The 17,468-nt window shown below is 43.1% G+C and carries 19 protein-coding genes and 1 tRNA gene; 11 read left to right on the top strand and 9 right to left on the bottom strand.

The features are described from left to right. Positions 1–6 precede the first annotated feature (6 nt). The 3 genes from trpB to KL866_RS03655 are packed head-to-tail and all read left to right on the top strand — an operon-like array spanning position 7 to position 2,301. Positions 7–1,188, top strand: a complete 1,182-nt coding sequence (trpB, locus tag KL866_RS03665; protein ID WP_014978831.1) for a tryptophan synthase subunit beta — start codon at positions 7–9, stop codon at positions 1,186–1,188. Continuing rightward, positions 1,188–1,997 carry a tryptophan synthase subunit alpha gene (gene trpA, locus KL866_RS03660; protein WP_214993456.1) on the top strand — a complete coding sequence of 270 codons (810 nt, stop codon included), beginning with the start codon at positions 1,188–1,190 and terminating at the stop codon, positions 1,995–1,997. Before trpB ends, trpA begins: the two co-directional genes overlap by 1 nt. 4 nt (positions 1,998–2,001) lie before the next feature. Further along, on the top strand, positions 2,002–2,301 hold the full coding sequence (locus tag KL866_RS03655; protein ID WP_214993448.1) for a YciI family protein: 300 nt from the start codon (positions 2,002–2,004) through the stop codon (positions 2,299–2,301). 221 nt (positions 2,302–2,522) lie between these two features. On the opposite strand, the gene KL866_RS03650 is transcribed toward KL866_RS03655, so the two are convergent. Next, complete coding sequence (locus KL866_RS03650; RefSeq protein WP_214993440.1) at positions 2,523–2,987, bottom strand: pyridoxamine 5'-phosphate oxidase family protein; 465 nt, start codon at positions 2,985–2,987, stop codon at positions 2,523–2,525. A 739-nt stretch (positions 2,988–3,726) separates the two neighbouring features. Between KL866_RS03650 and KL866_RS03645 the strand changes: the two genes are divergently transcribed. The 3 genes from KL866_RS03645 to KL866_RS03635 are packed head-to-tail and all read left to right on the top strand — an operon-like array spanning position 3,727 to position 6,000. Continuing rightward, entirely contained in the window at positions 3,727–3,996 is a 270-nt protein-coding gene (locus KL866_RS03645) for a PepSY domain-containing protein (RefSeq protein WP_214993438.1), read from the top strand. A gap of 1 nt (position 3,997) precedes the next feature. Continuing rightward, positions 3,998–4,672, top strand: a complete 675-nt coding sequence (locus KL866_RS03640) for a response regulator transcription factor (RefSeq protein ID WP_214993431.1) — start codon at positions 3,998–4,000, stop codon at positions 4,670–4,672. Then, positions 4,669–6,000 (top strand): ATP-binding protein, encoded by a 1,332-nt coding sequence (locus KL866_RS03635; RefSeq protein ID WP_214993429.1) that lies wholly within the window; start codon positions 4,669–4,671, stop codon positions 5,998–6,000. Before KL866_RS03640 ends, KL866_RS03635 begins: the two co-directional genes overlap by 4 nt. Positions 6,001–6,341: 341 nt before the next feature. Here KL866_RS03635 and KL866_RS03630 read toward each other — a convergent pair whose 3' ends face one another. Next, positions 6,342–7,382: an AI-2E family transporter gene (locus KL866_RS03630; protein ID WP_034325236.1), complete on the bottom strand. Its 1,041-nt coding sequence runs from the start codon at positions 7,380–7,382 to the stop codon at positions 6,342–6,344. Positions 7,383–7,455: 73 nt separating this feature from the next. On the opposite strand from KL866_RS03630, the gene folX reads away from it, so the two are divergent. Beyond that, positions 7,456–7,824: a dihydroneopterin triphosphate 2'-epimerase gene (gene folX / locus KL866_RS03625; RefSeq protein WP_025254692.1), complete on the top strand. Its 369-nt coding sequence runs from the start codon at positions 7,456–7,458 to the stop codon at positions 7,822–7,824. 22 nt (positions 7,825–7,846) lie between these two features. Beyond that, entirely contained in the window at positions 7,847–8,743 is an 897-nt protein-coding gene (locus tag KL866_RS03620) for a TIGR01777 family oxidoreductase (RefSeq protein WP_214993427.1), read from the top strand. Between the two features lie 137 nt (positions 8,744–8,880). Here KL866_RS03620 and KL866_RS03615 read toward each other — a convergent pair whose 3' ends face one another. Then, positions 8,881–11,403, bottom strand: a complete 2,523-nt coding sequence (locus KL866_RS03615) for an ABC transporter permease (protein WP_214993418.1) — start codon at positions 11,401–11,403, stop codon at positions 8,881–8,883. Beyond that, positions 11,404–12,102: an ABC transporter ATP-binding protein gene (locus tag KL866_RS03610; protein ID WP_214993411.1), complete on the bottom strand. Its 699-nt coding sequence runs from the start codon at positions 12,100–12,102 to the stop codon at positions 11,404–11,406. A 16-nt stretch (positions 12,103–12,118) separates the two neighbouring features. On the opposite strand from KL866_RS03610, the gene KL866_RS03605 reads away from it, so the two are divergent. The 3 genes from KL866_RS03605 to KL866_RS03595 all read left to right on the top strand — a co-directional run bounded on the left by KL866_RS03605 (position 12,119) and on the right by KL866_RS03595 (position 14,276). Beyond that, positions 12,119–12,775, top strand: coding sequence for an arylesterase (locus KL866_RS03605; RefSeq protein WP_214993409.1), 657 nt, complete (start codon positions 12,119–12,121; stop codon positions 12,773–12,775). Between the two features lie 46 nt (positions 12,776–12,821). Beyond that, a complete protein-coding gene (locus tag KL866_RS03600) occupies positions 12,822–13,004 on the top strand; it encodes a hypothetical protein (protein ID WP_214993407.1) in 183 nt (60 codons plus the stop codon). A 297-nt stretch (positions 13,005–13,301) separates the two neighbouring features. After that, on the top strand, positions 13,302–14,276 hold the full coding sequence (locus KL866_RS03595) for a transposase (protein WP_214993405.1): 975 nt from the start codon (positions 13,302–13,304) through the stop codon (positions 14,274–14,276). A 26-nt stretch (positions 14,277–14,302) separates the two neighbouring features. Here KL866_RS03595 and dusC read toward each other — a convergent pair whose 3' ends face one another. The 5 genes from dusC to KL866_RS03570 form a co-directional block, all read right to left on the bottom strand. Further along, positions 14,303–15,241, bottom strand: a complete 939-nt coding sequence (gene dusC, locus KL866_RS03590; RefSeq protein WP_214993403.1) for a tRNA dihydrouridine(16) synthase DusC — start codon at positions 15,239–15,241, stop codon at positions 14,303–14,305. A gap of 321 nt (positions 15,242–15,562) precedes the next feature. Further along, positions 15,563–15,736 carry a DUF1289 domain-containing protein gene (locus tag KL866_RS03585; RefSeq protein ID WP_081765822.1) on the bottom strand — a complete coding sequence of 58 codons (174 nt, stop codon included), beginning with the start codon at positions 15,734–15,736 and terminating at the stop codon, positions 15,563–15,565. Next, positions 15,733–15,954, bottom strand: coding sequence for a hypothetical protein (locus tag KL866_RS03580; protein WP_025254684.1), 222 nt, complete (start codon positions 15,952–15,954; stop codon positions 15,733–15,735). The genes KL866_RS03585 and KL866_RS03580 overlap by 4 nt, the downstream gene beginning before the upstream one ends. A 59-nt stretch (positions 15,955–16,013) precedes the next feature. Beyond that, positions 16,014–16,919, bottom strand: a complete 906-nt coding sequence (locus tag KL866_RS03575) for a succinylglutamate desuccinylase/aspartoacylase family protein (protein ID WP_214993395.1) — start codon at positions 16,917–16,919, stop codon at positions 16,014–16,016. A gap of 352 nt (positions 16,920–17,271) precedes the next feature. Continuing rightward, positions 17,272–17,347, bottom strand: a tRNA-Glu gene (locus KL866_RS03570). Positions 17,348–17,468 lie beyond the last annotated feature (121 nt).

The raw sequence follows: 17,468 nt of genomic DNA, 5'->3' as shown, positions 1-17,468 counted from the left end.
AACGTAATGAACCAGTTAGATACAAAATTTGGCGAATTTGGTGGCATGTACGTGCCCGAATTACTTATTCCGGCGCTAGACCAACTGGAAAAAGCATTTTTGGATGCTAAAGATGACCCAGCGTTTAACGAAGAGTTTTTATCTTTGTTAAAAGACTATGCCGGTCGCCCCACATCAATGACGTTAACACGCAATTTAGTGAGCAACCCAAAGGTAAAATTATACCTAAAGCGTGAAGACCTACTTCACGGTGGCGCACACAAAACTAACCAGGTATTAGGCCAAGCGCTACTTACCAAGCGCATGGGTAAAAAAGAAGTTATTGCCGAAACTGGCGCGGGCCAGCACGGTGTTGCAACCGCCTTAGCATGTGCGTTGCTTGGGCTAAAAGCACGTATTTACATGGGTGCAAAAGACGTTGAACGTCAAGCGCCAAACGTGTTCCGTATGAAGCTAATGGGCGCAGAGGTTATTCCTGTAAACGCAGGTTCTGGTACCCTTAAAGATGCCGTAAACGAAGCCATGCGCGACTGGTCAGCAAACTATGATAAAGCGCATTATTTACTAGGCACTGCCGCGGGTCCTCACCCGTTCCCAACTATTGTTCGTGAGTATCACCGCATGATTGGCGAAGAAACTCGCGCACAAATTATGGAAAAAGAGGGCCGCTTACCTGACGCTGTAGTGGCATGTGTAGGTGGTGGTTCAAATGCTATTGGTATGTTTGCAGACTTCATTGATGAGCCTTCTGTACGCTTAGTGGGCGTTGAGCCTGCGGGTAAAGGTGTACACACCAAAGAGCACGGTGCAACTATCGTGACGGGAACAAAAGGTATTCTTCACGGTGCTTACACTTTCATTATGCAAGACAAAGAAGGCCAGATTGAAGAGAGTTACTCTGTATCGGCGGGGCTCGACTACCCAGCGGTAGGCCCTCAGCATGCATACCTTCACGACATTGGCCGCGCCGAATACGTAGCGGCGACCGATGAAGAAGCGCTAAACGCATTCCAATTACTGGCGAGAAAGGAAGGTATTATTCCTGCGCTTGAATCATCCCACGCTCTAGCGCATGCACTTAACATGGCAGATGAAGCGGAAGAAGAAACCATCATCGTAGTTAACTTATCAGGTCGTGGTGACAAAGACTTAGCGCACGTTATCAACATTTTAGGGGACGATTTATAATGGACAGATATGCACAAATGTTTGCAGGCCTTGATGAAAAGAACCAGGGCGCATTCGTACCTTTCGTTATGGTTGGTGACCCTGATTTAGCGCAATCTGAAGCCATTATTTGCCAGTTGGTAGAAAGCGGCGCTGACGCACTCGAGCTAGGAATCCCTTACTCTGACCCTATCGCTGATGGTCCTACTATTCAAGCATCAGCCATTCGCGCATTGAGCAACAAGGTAACAGTAGCGGATTGTTTGGGTGTAATTTCACGCGTTCGCGCAAAATATCCAGATGTGCCTATCGGCTTGCTACTCTATAGCAACTTGGTAATGGCCCAGGGCGTAGAGAATTTTTACAGTAAAGCGCAAGAGGCCGGCGTTGATTCTATTTTGGTTGCTGATGTGCCAATTCGCGAAGCGGCACCTTTCCAGAAAGCGGCGGAAGCAACGGGCATTTCACAAATTTTGATTGCGCCACCGAATGCTACCGATGAAACAATGGAAAAAATCGGCGAATACTCAAAAGGTTATACTTACCTATTAGGCCGTGCGGGCGTTACCGGTGCAGAAACTGCCGCAAACGTCCCAGCTTCAGAGCTCATTGAGCGATTGAATAAACACCAAGCTGCTCCAGCATTGCTAGGTTTTGGTATCTCTACGCCTGAACAGGTTAAATCTGCTATTGATGCAGGAGCCGCTGGCGCGATTTCCGGTTCAGCGACGGTAAACATCATCGCTGGCAATTTATCGGACAGTCACAAAATGCTAAGCGAGCTAGGCAGCTTTGTTGAGAGCATGAAAGCCGCTACGGAAAAAGGATAAACGTATGCTATACATGATTTGTGCTACCGATGTAGCGGATAGTCTTGAAAAACGCCTTGCGACACGCCCTGCTCATCTTGAACGTTTGAATGCGTTAAAAGATGCGGGCCGTTTAGTCATGGCTGGCCCCTTCCCTGCTGTAGATAGCCCAGATCCAGGCCCGGCCGGTTTCACTGGTTCGCTAGTGGTAGCAGAATTTGATTCGCTAGAAGCAGCTCAAGCATGGACAGAGGCCGACCCGTATATCGATGCAGGCGTTTATGAAAGCGTTGTAGTTAAACCTTACAAGAAGGTTTTACCTTAGTTTTAGCTAACGCTATATTGTAAACAACAAATAGCAGAAGCCCCTAAAAATCGGTTTACTCCGAATTTTCAGGGGCTTTTTTGTTGCTATAACACTAATCCAAGTGACTTTGAAAGCCAATAGTGGACAGACACTGACAATAGTGGACAGACACTTGTTTGACTGAGCGATTTCCTTAGCTTTTCAAAACTGCGTCATGCCGTTGGCCCTAAATATGGTATTTAAAGGTCTACCTTCTCATGATCACCCATCTCTTTTGGCTTCACCGTTTTACCGGTCATCATCTTAAACATGCCTTTTAGTGAAGGGTCAGCATCCCACACCTCCGCATCTATAAGCTCAAAGCGAAGCATTAATAATGAAGGATCATCTTTACCTTTCTCAAACCATGCTTCTACAGGGTTAGACCAATATTTATCAATCACCTCTTTGCGTGATTCAACGGTAAGGTTTCCTCGGATACACGCAAACACATCGTGCCCCTTAGATGCAAAGTGAACCATTGCTTTCCCACCTTTAGCAATACGGTTGTCGCGACTCGTGTAGAACCAAAACTCGCCGTCAGCGTCTTTATCTAGTTGAGCATACATGGGCTCTGCATGCATATCCTCACCAACCAGGCCTACCATCACCTTTGGGCTATCTGACATTGCTTTCCACATTGTTTTCATAATATCGCTAGACATTGTTCCTCCTTGTTGAACGTAAAGTGTCTGTCCAACGTCTCTACTATCTTGAGCAGGTGAACAAACACATTACTTTCAAGCTTTTGGTTTATCTGAAGCCTGTCTCTCGCACATGGCATGCCAAAGAAATAGAAACCAACCTATTTTCTTACCAAAAACAATATTAAGAGATATCGTCACTCCCACCTGCCGCCAGATAAGTACAGGTTCGGACAGACACTCTCTTATCAATTTCATCTCTAAAAAGTTTTAATGAAAATGATGGACAGTCACTCAAAAGCTCAATTCCTCCCTTTGCTGTATCAGAAAATAAATACAGTGGACAGACACTTTTTCAAAGCCAAAGTAAAGATTACTCAATAACCTTAAACGCAAATGACATCCTAACTTTTTGCACTAGTGGTCCCTTACGAAGGATTTTTTTAACCAAACCATGCAAACTGTGGACGGACACATTAATTTCAAACCTGCTACTTATGCGCATTCTTAATTAGAGTGTCTGTCCATACCTGTACTTTACTTCCTCGTTTTTTCTGCTGTTGACGCTGCTAATTAATTTTCTCTGTGTCTGTCCACTATAAATCCGACTCTCCCCTATTTTGTAAATGCAATTTACTTAAGGCTTATATACAGTTTTCAATCCGCGAGGTAGACTGAACTTAGTTCAGAATGGGTTCAGTTAACCAAGTTTATACTTATCTTTAGTTTGGCCTAAGTGGGATAATAATTGTGAGGTTGTATGACATTATCGCTTCGTGTTGCAGTAGTTTGTTTAGTGTTAGCCACGTCTAACATAGCGCCCGCTATGGCGTTGCAAGGCTCTGGGAGCGATATCTCAAAAAGCGAAGCTGCAGAGCGAGCTCGCGCTGCCGCAAATGGACGCGTTTTAAAAGTGGAAAAAACCTCGAAAAATTACCGTGTTAAAGTCCTCAAAAAGTCGGGACGAGTAGTATCGGTAGATGTAGACAAACGTTCCGGCAAGGTAAAAGTAAGCAAAGATAAGGACTAACATGCGCATTCTGGTAGCGGAAGACGACAGCAGATTATTAACTCAACTTGATACACTGCTTCAACAAAACGGTTACAGCGTAGATTTAGCTGATAACGGAGAACACGCGCTTTTTCTTATTAAAGAATATAGCTATGACTTGGCTATCGTCGACATTGGCATGCCAAAACTTGACGGCTTTGAGGTTATAAGAAAAGCTCGCCAAGCTGACATTGCATGCCCCATACTTATTCTAACAGCGAGAGATCGTTGGCAAGAAAAGGTTGAAGGACTTGATGCAGGTGCTGATGACTACCTTACTAAGCCTTTTCACAACGAAGAACTACTTGCTCGGACAAAAGCCCTAATTCGACGAGCTTCAGGTCAAGCAAACCCTACCATTCAGTTCGGTCCTATTTCGCTGGATACAGTAAGCGAGGAGCTATCGCTAAACAGTGAGACCCTTGATTTAACCGCGTATGAATACAAAGTTATGGAGTACCTTATGCTTAATCCGCAGAAGGTCATCTCTAAAACAGAGCTAACCGAACATATTTACGATCAAGATTTCGATTTAGACAGCAACGTCATTGAAGTTTTTGTAGGAAGACTGCGCAAAAAATTAGACCCATCAGGTGAATTGAAGCCTATCGAAACGCTTCGAGGTAGAGGCTACAGGATAAATAGAAGTTTATGAGGCAATTGTCGCTTCGTTTACGAAGTATTTTTCTAGCGATAGTTTTACTTGCACTTTTTGCACCTTTCACTGTTGTCATTTTGGACGAGGCTTATACCGATAGCCTTACACAAGCCAAGATGAGTGAACTTAGGTTGATGAACTTAGGGCTGTTATCTGCTTTCGAGTTAGATGGCGACCTGCCTTATATGCCTGAAATTTTATACGAAGAACAGCTCAATCTACCTGGCTCAGGCTATCTTGGCGTTATCGTATTTCGAGATGAAGTGATTTGGCAATCAGCTTCCGCTCTTGAGTATACCTTTTCCCCTCCCGCAATAGACGTCGCTGTAGGTAACGAGTTGTTCTTGGATTCCTATACACCCACATTTGAGGACGAGTCTCAATTTTTTGTATATGCCTTTACTGCTGAGTTTGCATCAAGCAGAGATTTCGAGCCTGTAAGGTTTTATATATTTAACAACAAAGCACTTTTTGAAGCTGAGCGGAATACTTTTTTGAGTACAACGTGGCAATGGATAGTCACGCTCTGCATTGCACTTTTAGTTTTTATTATCATAGGCATAAGCTTAGTGCTTCAACCTGTTAGAAAGCTAATTGACGAGATTTCACAAACTTCTAGCGGCAATAAACGCGAGTTAGAATCGCGATACCCAGTCGAATTCGATTCTTTGAAAGAGTCTATTAACGGATTGCTTCAAACTGAAGCAGCTCAAAGAGCAAGATATAAGAATAGCTTAGGTGACCTAGCACATAGCTTGAAAACACCACTTGCAGTAGCTTCGGGGAATAGTAATTTACCAACTGAAGTAAAGGAGTCGCTTCAGCAAATTGACAGAATTATTAAACGGCAGCTGAAAAGAGCGAGTGCAGGAAAATCTGGTTGGCAACAAGCTATTGATGTTTTGCCAGTATTGCACAAACTTGCTGATGCTATGGACAAAGTTTATCAAGACAAAGCCCTAACCATTGAATTCGAAATGGATGACAATATCCAGTTCAAAGGGGACGAAACAGATTTTATGGAGCTTTGCGGTAATCTTTTAGACAACGCATGTAAAGCGGCTCAGGATAGAATTGTTATATCTGCAAAAACGAACGAGGGTTGGCTCACAATCAACGTTGAAGACGACGGGCCAGGTATTCCTGACGACAAAAAAGTACTTTTACTAGAGCGAGGAACTCGTCTTGATACCTACACCGAAGGCCACGGAATTGGAATGGCCTTGGCCACAGACCTAGTTTCAATCTACGAAGGTAGAATGCTTATCAAAGACAGCGTACTTGGCGGCGCTCGGATCGTTATTCAATTTCCGAATCACGTTTAGTTGTGAAGAGCTCACAGGCTAACTCATAAATCAGTGAGCCTTTACTGATTAAACGCGGGCTTAAAAGTGGACACACACTTAATTTTTCGCAAAAAGTACCGGACAGACACATTTTAAATTTACTGTTTAGCTATGCGACATTACGGTTGCTCAAAACATGTGAGTGTCTGTCCTTTTTACTACTTTCTCGTTAAGGCTCTATGAACCAGCAGCTTAAAATGGACAGTCAGCTTGTAATGGACAGTCACTTCCTTCAAAAAATGCCTGTCCTCTAAAGTACTTTGCACAAATCCGAGCAAGTGTCTGTCCACTATTTTTTGATGCGCTTTATTAATTCTGGTTTACGACGTCGATTTTTCACCTTCACTTGATAACAACACCGCAAGCCACTTACTTTCTTCACGAGATTCAAGTGCTATTTTTACTACCATGGTTAGAGGTACCGATAGCAGCATTCCAACGGTTCCCAGTAACCACCCCCAAAATATCAACGAAAGAAATACCACAAGCGTCGATAGTCCCATCCCCTTACCCATCAATCTTGGCTCTACCATATTACCCATGATGGTATTTACAAGTACAAAACCGAGTGCAGCGAAGCCAGCTGAGGCTGGGCCAAGTTGAACAAAGGCTATTAAAACTGCTGGCACTGCCGCGATGATAGAACCGATGTTTGGAATAAAATTGAGCATGAAAGCCAAGACGGCCCATAACATGAAATGATCTACCCCCAGCACGTAAAGCCAAAGTCCAATTATCAGACCTGTACCTAAACTAACCACAGTTTTTATCGCTAAGTAACTGTTTACAGAACGTATAAACTTGTCGATATGCTTAAGCTTCATTCCAGGGTCTGCAAGTGCGATATGAAACCGGCGAGGTATGCTATCTGCTTCAAAAAGCATAAAAATAACGGTTAAAAGTATTAGAAATAGGTTTGAAAGCACGCCCCCCATTCCGCTAATAAAATTCGTTGCTACAGACATGGCCGTTGCTGGGTCAAGGTGAGAAGCAATTAACTCTCTATTAATGTGAATATTAAATTCAGCCAATTTGGACACAACCCAAGCGAACTCTGTATCAAGCTTACTTCTATACTCTGGCAAATTTTCTCTGAATTCGGTCATTGATTGACCAACCAAGCCAGCTAAAAGAAAACCAAAAACAACAATAAGTAGTATAACAAAGGTGATAGAGAGCCATTTAGGCACGCCGAATTTAGAAGTCCAGCGTATTATTGGACTACACGCGATCGCTATAAAAATAGAGAGAAAAAACGGTACCATTATTGTGCTGGCGGCTTTAATTCCGGCCATCACCACCACTAAACATGCTAAAACGATAAGAATTTTTGCTGTTGGCGAGCGTAGTTCCATTGACATTTTGTGCTACATTCCTGACTGAAACGACAACACTTTACAACGACTTATAAACAACTACAAACAAGAGACTTCAATGAACTTTAATCTTGCCACTATTAAAATTAAAAACCTAAGACTACGCACATACATTGGCATCAATGAAGATGAAATACAAAACAAGCAGGACGTTGTCGTTAACGTGAAAATTGATTATGACGCTGAAAAGGCGACAAACACTGACGATATGAGTGACGCGTTAAACTATAAAACGATTACAAAGGCAATTATCAAGCTCGTAGAAGACAACCGTTTCTCCCTTTTAGAAAAGCTTACCGCAGATGTGCTAAGTATCGCTGCCGAGCACTCATCAGTACGATACGCTGAGGTTGAAGTGGATAAACCACACGCCCTTAGATTTTCTGATTCAGTGTCTCTGACACTGTCTTGCAATAAATCAGGATAGGTCATACTTCAAGGAGCTTATTGTGGACATTCTTTTGACCGGTGGGACAGGGCTGATTGGCAGCGAATTTATTCGGCGATGTTCAGATAAACATTCAGTTACCGTGATTTCTCGTGACATTGCTAAGGCAAAGGATAAATTAGGTAACAGCGTTAATATTGTAGAAAACGTTGCATCGATAAAAAATTTCGAGAGTTTCGATGCTGTTATAAATTTAGCCGGTGAACCTATCGCCGACAAACGTTGGACAGACACTCAAAAGAAAAGGATTTGCGATAGTCGGTGGGATATAACCGCTGAGTTAGTATCAAAAATAAACAGCTGTGAAACACCACCGTCAGTTTTCCTTTCGGGTTCTGCAATTGGTTACTATGGTAGCCAAGGTGATAGGCTTGTTACCGAAGAAACTTCCCCTCACGATGAATTTACCCATGATTTGTGTGCAAAATGGGAAGCTATTGCTCAAGGTGTAGATCAAACGAAAACTCGTGTAGTAACGCTTCGTACTGGCGTGGTGCTCACAGAGAAAGGCGGAGCGCTTGGTAAAATGGCACTACCGTTTAAGCTAGGTGCCGGAGGTACACTGGGGAGTGGAAATCAGTACTTAGCTTGGATTCACTTACAGGACATAGTCCGTGCTATCTCGTTTTTGTTAGAACATAGCGCTTGTACCGGTGCGTTTAACTTAACTGCTCCGGAGCCTGTTACGAACAAGGTGTTTTCTATAACTCTTGCGAAAGCGCTGGGTCGCCCTTGCTTCTTTAACGTACCTAGCTTCGTTATGAAAATAGCAATGGGCGAGTCATCAAAGATGATACTAGAAGGACAACGGGTCATTCCTCAAAAGCTTACCGCTGCTGGTTTTAAATTTGAGCTCCCTTCTGTTGAAGAGGCGTTGAACGAGATATACAGCGACTAATACCTATAGTCTTCAAGGATTGTGGACAGTCACTCTATGTAGTTGAGTGACTGCCTTCTACATTATCGAGTGTCTGTCCACTCGCCTTACTTTCGTCTTTACTTAATAAAGTGACTGTCCAATCTTTAAATGCAGACTTAAACCATATTCCTTAGCATCTGACCAGTATTAAGCGTGAGCAGTCGATAACAACCAAACGCTCCTAATATGCCTACAACAATGGCGCCGACGCTCGGTGCTATAGCCCAGTACTCTGGATGCAAACTCGCTTCCATTTGAAATACTGTGGTTTGCAGTAAGTATAGACTTAATTCGTTGGCCATTGCAGCCATAAAACCTGCGACTACACCGATGATAACAAACTCAAAAATCACGCTTTTCCTTATTAGACCGCCCTTAGCACCAAGTGTGCGAAGTATGGCTATTTCCTGCTTGCGCTCATCCATACTCGCCTGTACCTGAGCGATCAGTACTAGACTTCCCGCCATCAAAACCAGTACCAAAATAAACTCAACGGCGACAGAAACCTGGTCCACAATCTCTCGAAGTTGGTTTATTCGAGCGTCTACATCAAACATTGTGATTGACGAAAACGGCTTTAGGAGGTTCGTTAACTCAGCCTTTCTATCGGTGGGCAGATAAAAACTAGTAATGTATGTCGGGCTAAACGCTGCCATCGCATCCGGATGAATAACGAAAAAGAAATTAGGCTGCATGGTCTGCCAGTTAACGGTACGAATACTCGTTACTTTCGTTTCAACAATTTCGCTTCCCACGTTAAAAGTAAGCCTATCGCCCATTTCAATATTTAATCTTTCAGCAACACCTTCTTCAACAGAAACAGGGAACCACCCTTCGTTGTATTGCTTATCCTCGTAGCCATGCCAACTCCCGTCGATAATCTCGTTTTCTTTTTGTAACGAGTTACCCCACGTTAAGTTCGCTTCTCTACCTAGGCCTCTTCGACCATCTCGATTTGGCTCGTCTTCTTTAGAAACTTCAGTATTTACCCCTTCCCCATTTACCGAAACAAATCGCCCACGGATGACAGGATAAAACTCTTCGATACTTACGCCATTGTCAGAGAAGTGTCTGTCCAACTCTGGCCGTATGTCCGGGGTGATATTTATCAAAAAGTAGTTTGGTGTACCTTCGGGTAATTGCGAACGCCATTGTGAAACCATGTCATTTCGCATTACTAGCACTACTAGAAGCAGCATTATCGTGACTGAGAAGCTAATAAGCTGCACACTGTTGTCCATAGCTCGGCGCTTTATACGAGCCCAAGCTAATTGCCATGGGCCCATTCTGCCACTGCCCAGCTTGCGGCCAATAGCAATCAAGATATAGGTTGCTCCAAGCAGCCCCAGAACGAGCGCGGCACCAGACACGAATAAAATAGCACTAATTTTTAGATCGCGACTGTACATCCACATCAATAAAAATATCGCGCCGCCAGAAGCCACAAACTGAATGGTTCTGGAGCGAAGATTCGCCGAGATGTCTTTTCTCAATACGCGAAGTGGGGGCACGGAAAATAACTGTAATAGAGGGTACAAAGAAAAAAGCAAAGCGCAGGTAGCACCTGTAGCAACGGCAATCAAAAGTGGTCGCCAGTGCCAAACGTCAAGAGATACATCCACTCTATCCGCTACAAGCGAAACCACCACTTGCTGACCGATAAAACCAACAACGAGGCCGATAAAAATACCGAGCCCAGTGATGAATAAAATTTGGAACAAATACACTTTTCGGATTGTGTTGCTTGTTGCCCCTAAGGTTTTCATTATTGCTACTGGGTCAAAGTGACGCTGGGCATAACGCTGAGCAGCAACCGCAATTGAAACCGCTGCTAATACTATTGCTAACAAACTTGCCAGCAAAAAATAGCGCTCGGCACTTGCTACAGAGCGTCCTATTGCTGACTCATCATCTTCGACTGTCCGCCACGAATGTAAATCGTCATTCAGCTGGGGCAATAACCAGGTGTTGAAACTTTCTATATCGCCTGAATCGCCAGCAAAAAAGCCAACATAACGGGCGCGGCTTCCTGGCCCGGTAATCGCGGTTTTATCCAAATCATCTAAATTAATAAGAGCGATTGGGTCGGTGTTAAATACACTAAAACCTGCATCAGGAATGTCTACCAACACATGCGTGACAGTAAAATTGCCATCGCCAATTTCTATGTCATCGCCAATAGTGAGCCCTAAACTCTGAAAAAGCCGAGACTGAACCCAGGCTTCACCTGGCTGTGGCAGTTCTGCAGTAGCACGTTTTTCTCCAAAAGGCTGATCGGTAATATTGACCGTCCCTTTAAGGGGGTACGCGCTATTTACCGCTCGCAAATCGACAAGCGACATCTCGTCGCCTTTAAATACCATTGAGCGTGTCGCCACTTGCTTTGCAGTCGCAAGCCCTTGTTCTTGCGCTCTAGTTAACCATTCTTCGTTTATGGGGTCGTCTGAGCGAAGCTGAGCATCTGCTGCAATAAATGCTGCAGAGCGAGACTTAAGTGCTCCTTGCAAGCGCTCACTAAACAGCGACAGCGACAACACGGCCGCTACAGATAACACAATAGCTAGCAATATAATGGTGAGTTCGCCGCGCCGAGCCTCATGCTTGAAAAGCCGCCAACCTAAATTGAAAGACGTCGACATCTACACTGCCTCTTTTCTGTTTATTGTGTTCGCGCCGGTCGTTTCAACAAGCTCTCCCGCATTCATGGTGAGTTGCCTATCACAATGTTCTGCAAGCTCGTTATCGTGAGTAACGAGGATAAGCGTTGTGCCTTTTTCTCTATTCATTTCAAATAGAAGAGCTTCTATTTTTTCACTGTTTTTAGCGTCTAGGTTGCCGGTAGGCTCATCGGCGAAAAGTATTTTAGGTAAAGTAATAAAGGCACGCGCTATGGCAACACGCTGTTGCTCGCCTCCCGATAACTGATTAGGGAAGTGATGCGCGCGATGCTTTAAACCAACCTGCTCAAGAATATCTAGAGCAAGCGCTTTAGGATTATCAAGGCCTGCGATTTCTGCTGGCAACATAACGTTTTCAAGCGCTGTTAAGCTTTGAACTAACATAAAGCTTTGGAAAATAAAGCCCACTTTATTTCCTCTTAAAATAGCACGCTCTTCTTCATTCATACTGTGAAGTGCTTCGTTATCTAGAAATATTTCTCCTTCTGTAACTTGATCGAGCCCTGCCAATAGCCCTAAAAGGGTTGACTTACCAGAACCTGACGCGCCAATAATGGCAACGGACTCACCAGACTTGACTTCAAAAGAAATAGGACGAAGGATCTGCAGTGAACCTTCGCTCGTATCCACTACTTTGGTTACAGCATTTGCTTTTATCATAAGAGGTCATCAATTCGTGTTTGTTAAATTTCGTTATTTGTTCGCTTTTTTACTCATTCTTTTAATACCCTTTCAAGCGCTATCAGATCAAGCCGAGCAGGGCGACACAAGCGAAAATGCGGTTTTACTTATCTTAGGAGACAGTTTATCCGCGGCTTATGGATTGCAGCAACATCAGGGATGGGTCAGTTTGTTACAAAAAATGTGGCAAGACGACAACATTCCGATTGATATTGTAAATGCTGCGGTAAGCGGAGAAACCACTGACGGTGGTTTAGCGCGCTTTCCTCGTTTATTAGAGCAACACACCCCTACTCATGTTTTAATTGAACTAGGAGGTAATGATGGCCTTCAGGGCCATAATATCGGCAAGATCAAAGGTAACTTGGATTCGTTGGTAAGCGTTGCAAAAGATAATGATGCGGTGGTATTTCTGCAAGAAATGCAAATTCCTTCTAATTACGGCAAGCGATACACACAGATGTTTACGCAAAACTTCACAAAAGTAGCGGAAGCTCAGGACGTTCAAAAAATCCCCTTTTTTCTTGAAGACATAGCGCTGAATAAGAACTTAATGCAAAACGATGGTATTCATCCAAATGCGGACGCTCAACCACTAATCGCCGAGTTTATGGACAGACACTTAAGAAGTTTAATTCTTAAAGCTCAATAAATGTGCTACGCTTAGTTGGCAATTCGCTTAAATACGAGGTTTGTTTATGGACGTTTCTTCTGTTAACTCTGCGCCAGTTTCCACTGTTCTAGAATCGCCTCAGCGACCTGCTCAGCAGGCTGAGCAGCGTAGCGTGCAAGAAAATCGTGAGACTCAGCCCCAAAGTACGCAGCAGACATCAAATACTAATTATGGACGTGTGGGTTCTAGCATTGATGTGTACGTGTAAGTTCTTTTTATAAGTTGAATATTAGGGACAGACACTTAGAAAAATGGGTGACCGTCCTTTTTATTATCTAATTGTTTTTCGCAATGTTTGATAGCTGTCCACTACCGGCTTCGAGTGTCTGTCCATAATTTTCTATTCTATTTCTTTGATTTTTGCTAGCCATCATCGTAGAAGTTCGGTTCAAATAGCACTTATTAAAAGCAATCATTCTCTACCAACATCAAAACTGTCCCAAAGACCACTTAAAATTAACGCCGTAAATCCCATAATACTTTTAAACAAATTTGGGATACGGACATGCCTTTACCTCGTTACAAACAAATAAATTCTGATGTTACGCCTTATTACCACTGCATTTCTCGCTGCGTGAGGCAATCTTACCTTTGTGGTCGCGACGCCCGCACTGGTATAGACTATGAGCATAGAAGAAAATGGATTCAAGACAGGCTCCATAAACTATCGCAAGCTTTCTCCATCGACTTATGCGCTTACGCTGTTATGCACAACCACATTCATGTGGTATTGCATATAGCAAAGGGCAGAGCTGAAGGCTGGACGATGGACGAGGTCTTGCTTCGATGGAGAATGTTTTATAAATGTCCCCCTGTAGTGCAGCGATATTTAGAAAACTTTGATTCAGTAACATCTGATGAACTTGTAGAATTAAAATCACTATCTGTTATATATCGAGAGCGACTTCAAAGCATCAGCTGGTTTATGCGCATGCTCAATGAATATATTGCTCGAAGAGCTAACAAAGAAGATGAATGTAAAGGCTACTTCTGGGAAAGAAGGTTTAGGTCTCAAGCCATACTTGATGAGAAAGCACTAGCCACTGTAATGGCTTACGTCGATTTGAATCCTATTCGAGCAAAAATAGCAACGACGCTACGCAACTCTTACCATACAAGTATCCAATATCGCCTGAATGCCAAACGTTCGAATAAAGAACCTAAGTTTCTGATGCCGTTTAATGATAGTAAGAAAAAGCAAGCTGTGAGCCTGCCCTTCGCATTTACAGATTACTTGCAACTTGTTACTGATACGTTGAATTCAGAGCGGAATGTTAGTAGCTATAAAATGCCAAAACTACCTAACCGTTTGCTCAATAAACTTGGGATGACAAAAGAAAACTGGCAATTAGTGACCAGTAACTTTGAAACCCTCTTCACCGGTCCTGTTGGCTGCCCAGAAATGATGGAAAATTTTGCTAGGTGTTGCCAAAGGGCATGTCGCCCTAACGTTTCTAATGCTCAGAAATATTTATCTTGATTCGGTAAAGCAACGACATTATTTAGCTAAATATCAGCTTGGCGAGCCAGTACGTCAACGATGTCATGAGAGTTCGTGAGACGTCTGATGTCGTTAAATAGTGTTTCAGCTTCAGGGTATTGTCTTTTTAAATAGCCGCACCACTGTTTAATTCGATTAGGGTAATATTTGCCTTTATCACCAAAAATCTCGTAGCCAGAATACTGTATCAGCAATGCTGCCAATTCAGACCATGGCATAGGCTCTATACCTTCTTTGATACTCAATGCCAAATTAGGCATTGCTAAAGCTCCTCTCCCTATCATTAGATTAGTGCAGTCTGATTGGTTCTGACAGCGCTGGGCGTCTTCGGCATTCCAAATTTCGCCATTTGCTACAATGGGGATAGTAGTGTGCTGTTTAATCTTCGCTATCCAATCCCAATAAGCCGGTGGTTTGTAGCCTTCTGTTTTAGTTCGCGCATGAACAACAAGCTCAGAGGCACCAGCTTCGGTAATAGCAATCGCATTGTCGATAGCTAAAGACTTATCCTCGAAACCTAACCTGATTTTGGCTGAAACTGGGATTTCCTCAGGAACAGCATCCCTTACGGCTTTCACAATGTTGTAAAGGGTTTGGGTCTCTTTCAACAATACCGCCCCGCCCTTACTCTTATTAACTGTTTTGGCAGGGCAACCAAAGTTCAGATCAACACCTGGAGAGCCCAGTTCTATAGCTGTTTGTGCATTCTCCGCAAGCCATTGTGGATGTTGCCCTAATAGTTGAACTCGAACTGGTACGCCTGATGGAGTTTTGCCGCCGTTGTGGAGTTCAGGACAAAGTCTATAAAACGTTTTCTTCGGTAACTTTTGATCAACTACCCTAACAAATTCAGTAACGCACTGATCGAAACCACCCACGCGAGTAAGCATATCTCTCATTAAGTGATCAACAACGCCCTCCATAGGGGCAAGCATTACTTTCATTACAAACGTCTCAGATTAATAGAACACAAAATTGGCGCGGGAGTTTAGCAAAAAGCGTTTATATCAGCCAGGTTTTGCTGCTTAGTTTATAAACTTTGTGACTGTCCGCTTTAATCGACTAACGGCACTGCTGAAGGGAATTGTACTAATGATGAGTAAGTGTCTGTCCATGAGCCTATCTGTGAGCCTATCTGTGAGTATGTGGATTTTCGGCTAAAGCGATGAGTTAAAGCTTGAGTGTCTGTCCACTAAAAAGGAGGTTGTTGTAAAACGGTTTCTTACTTGGGTTACAACGTCAAATTTTAGCTCATCATTATCACATTATTGGGAAGTAGTATTCTTCTCTATACTCTCTAGGCGGGCGAGAACGGCCAGCTTTTGATTATCAGTGTATGTCCGCCATTTTACGATTTCATCAATAGTACGTTTGCATCCAACGCAAATTTCATCTTCATTTAATTTACACAAGGCGATACACGGAGATGTTGAGTTCATAAAGCTTCTGTTTTATCTAAACCTTCATTTTTACTTTGTGCATGCGAAGCAGCAATAGCCGCCATTGTGTTTTCCGACAGTTCTTTATTTGACCATAAACAAACGTGGCAACCAAAACGCGATTCAAGATATGAAGCAAACTCAGTGTCTGTCCCGCATTCATATCGCACTAAATTTTGTTTTTTACCGTCGTAAATAACCGCAGAATAAGTAAACACAAAAAGCCTCCTTTGAAAGAGGCTTCAATATACATCTAGACGTCTAAACGTTCAAGCGTCTATTTTAAATAATCGAGTGCTGCGCAAATTGCAGTTACTTGAGCATCGTTACAATTTTCAGGTGTCGCGTTATCACTATCGGGATAAACTTCCGTTGTTGTAACGTATTTGGCTTCTGTCATACCGCCACATAGGTACAAAGCCTTTTTGTCATAGCAGATAACACCTTCACTTACCACATCCGCTCCAATAATCTTGCCGTTCTCATCTGCAGGAGCGATATGCGTTACTTTTTTCACAGCGTTGATCACAGCCTTTTGAAACTCTATTTGTGGATTTGGCGTGTTTGCGACCGTATAGAAACCGTCGGGTATATTCCAATTATCATGGGTAACGCCATCCCGTGCTGCCAGCGCTGGTCTGAATTCAGTGTTATCTGTATCGGTAGTTTCGTGTAAATCGATATGAAGCGTTAACGACAACCCTAGGACAGACACTAGCTTCATAAGCTGAGCGGACTCTGGTGCCGGAGAGTCGCTATAAAACGAACGATTTGGATCTAGTGCCATTGGATTCCATCGATTTATCGTCTCGTATCCCCAAGGGCTTACACATGGGACAACTACAACGTTTACTTGCCCTGCATACTGTGACAACTTTGTGTCAATGAACTGAAGCGCGCCTTGCACGCCACTCGTTTCATAACCGTGAACTCCACCCGTAACAAGCGCTGTAGTCTTTTTAGTATCAAAGTTATTTGGAACTACTGCATATAACGGATAGCGCTCAGAATCGTATGGAAGAGAACCATACTGCTTTAGTTCAAAGCCTTCAGGAATAATATTGAAAAGTTTATCGAGTACTTCTTCTTGGTAACTTCTTTTCACAGTCTGTTGAGATTTCCACTGCGATTTCTCTTTCTCGCTCCATGGCTCACCCGGAGTCCCAATTGGATAATTCTGCATATAACACCTCTTATGTATTTAAGAAATCATAACAGCTCAGTAAGCTTACGTATCTACTTTACAAGAGATTAATCGACAGCTGTGACATAGGATCTTTACGCTTCGTATCCTAAAAAGTTACTTGTTCAATGGCATGTTGGCTTACCTTTGCAAAAGATTAGTTCACGCTAGAATAAGAATGAAAGGTTTACTTAGTAATACTTAGATAGTTATTTGTTGCGGAAGAAAATGTGAGTGTCTGTCCACTGGCAGTTAAGAGTGGTTGGTGATTAAGGAAATATAGAAGTGTCTGTCCACAAAGTTTCCGGAGACAAAAACAAAAAAACCAGCCGGATGACTGGTTTTTTCGATATGGCGTCCCCTAGGGGATTCGAACCCCTGTTACCGCCGTGAAAGGGCGGTGTCCTAGGCCTCTAGACGAAGGGGACTGAAAATCTGCTAGTGAAGATTTGCTTCACTAAATTTCTATAAGTCCAAGAATGCAATAAACAATCTTATTCTTACCGAAACTTTCAGTCAGAAGTTGAATAATCAACTCCAGCCTATTTC

It is taken from the genome of Alteromonas sp. ALT199, assembly GCF_018619335.1.
Taxonomy (GTDB): domain Bacteria; phylum Pseudomonadota; class Gammaproteobacteria; order Enterobacterales; family Alteromonadaceae; genus Alteromonas.
Note: the sequence above shows the minus strand (reverse complement) of the source record. Positions and strands in the feature narration are given on the sequence as shown.

Excerpts from the sequence above, each read along its gene's own strand:
- trpB (WP_014978831.1), top strand. The coding sequence starts at position 7 with ATGAACCAGTTAGATACAAAATTTGGCGAATTTGGTGGCATGTACGTG.
- trpA (WP_214993456.1), top strand. The coding sequence starts at position 1,188 with ATGGACAGATATGCACAAATGTTTGCAGGCCTTGATGAAAAGAACCAG.
- KL866_RS03655 (WP_214993448.1), top strand. The coding sequence starts at position 2,002 with ATGCTATACATGATTTGTGCTACCGATGTAGCGGATAGTCTTGAAAAA.
- KL866_RS03650 (WP_214993440.1), bottom strand. The coding sequence starts at position 2,987 with ATGTCTAGCGATATTATGAAAACAATGTGGAAAGCAATGTCAGATAGC.
- KL866_RS03645 (WP_214993438.1), top strand. The coding sequence starts at position 3,727 with ATGACATTATCGCTTCGTGTTGCAGTAGTTTGTTTAGTGTTAGCCACG.
- KL866_RS03640 (WP_214993431.1), top strand. The coding sequence starts at position 3,998 with ATGCGCATTCTGGTAGCGGAAGACGACAGCAGATTATTAACTCAACTT.
- KL866_RS03635 (WP_214993429.1), top strand. The coding sequence starts at position 4,669 with ATGAGGCAATTGTCGCTTCGTTTACGAAGTATTTTTCTAGCGATAGTT.
- KL866_RS03630 (WP_034325236.1), bottom strand. The coding sequence starts at position 7,382 with ATGTCAATGGAACTACGCTCGCCAACAGCAAAAATTCTTATCGTTTTA.
- folX (WP_025254692.1), top strand. The coding sequence starts at position 7,456 with ATGAACTTTAATCTTGCCACTATTAAAATTAAAAACCTAAGACTACGC.
- KL866_RS03615 (WP_214993418.1), bottom strand. The coding sequence starts at position 11,403 with ATGTCGACGTCTTTCAATTTAGGTTGGCGGCTTTTCAAGCATGAGGCT.
- KL866_RS03610 (WP_214993411.1), bottom strand. The coding sequence starts at position 12,102 with ATGATAAAAGCAAATGCTGTAACCAAAGTAGTGGATACGAGCGAAGGT.
- KL866_RS03600 (WP_214993407.1), top strand. The coding sequence starts at position 12,822 with ATGGACGTTTCTTCTGTTAACTCTGCGCCAGTTTCCACTGTTCTAGAA.
- KL866_RS03595 (WP_214993405.1), top strand. The coding sequence starts at position 13,302 with ATGCCTTTACCTCGTTACAAACAAATAAATTCTGATGTTACGCCTTAT.
- dusC (WP_214993403.1), bottom strand. The coding sequence starts at position 15,241 with ATGAAAGTAATGCTTGCCCCTATGGAGGGCGTTGTTGATCACTTAATG.
- KL866_RS03585 (WP_081765822.1), bottom strand. The coding sequence starts at position 15,736 with ATGAACTCAACATCTCCGTGTATCGCCTTGTGTAAATTAAATGAAGAT.
- KL866_RS03575 (WP_214993395.1), bottom strand. The coding sequence starts at position 16,919 with ATGCAGAATTATCCAATTGGGACTCCGGGTGAGCCATGGAGCGAGAAA.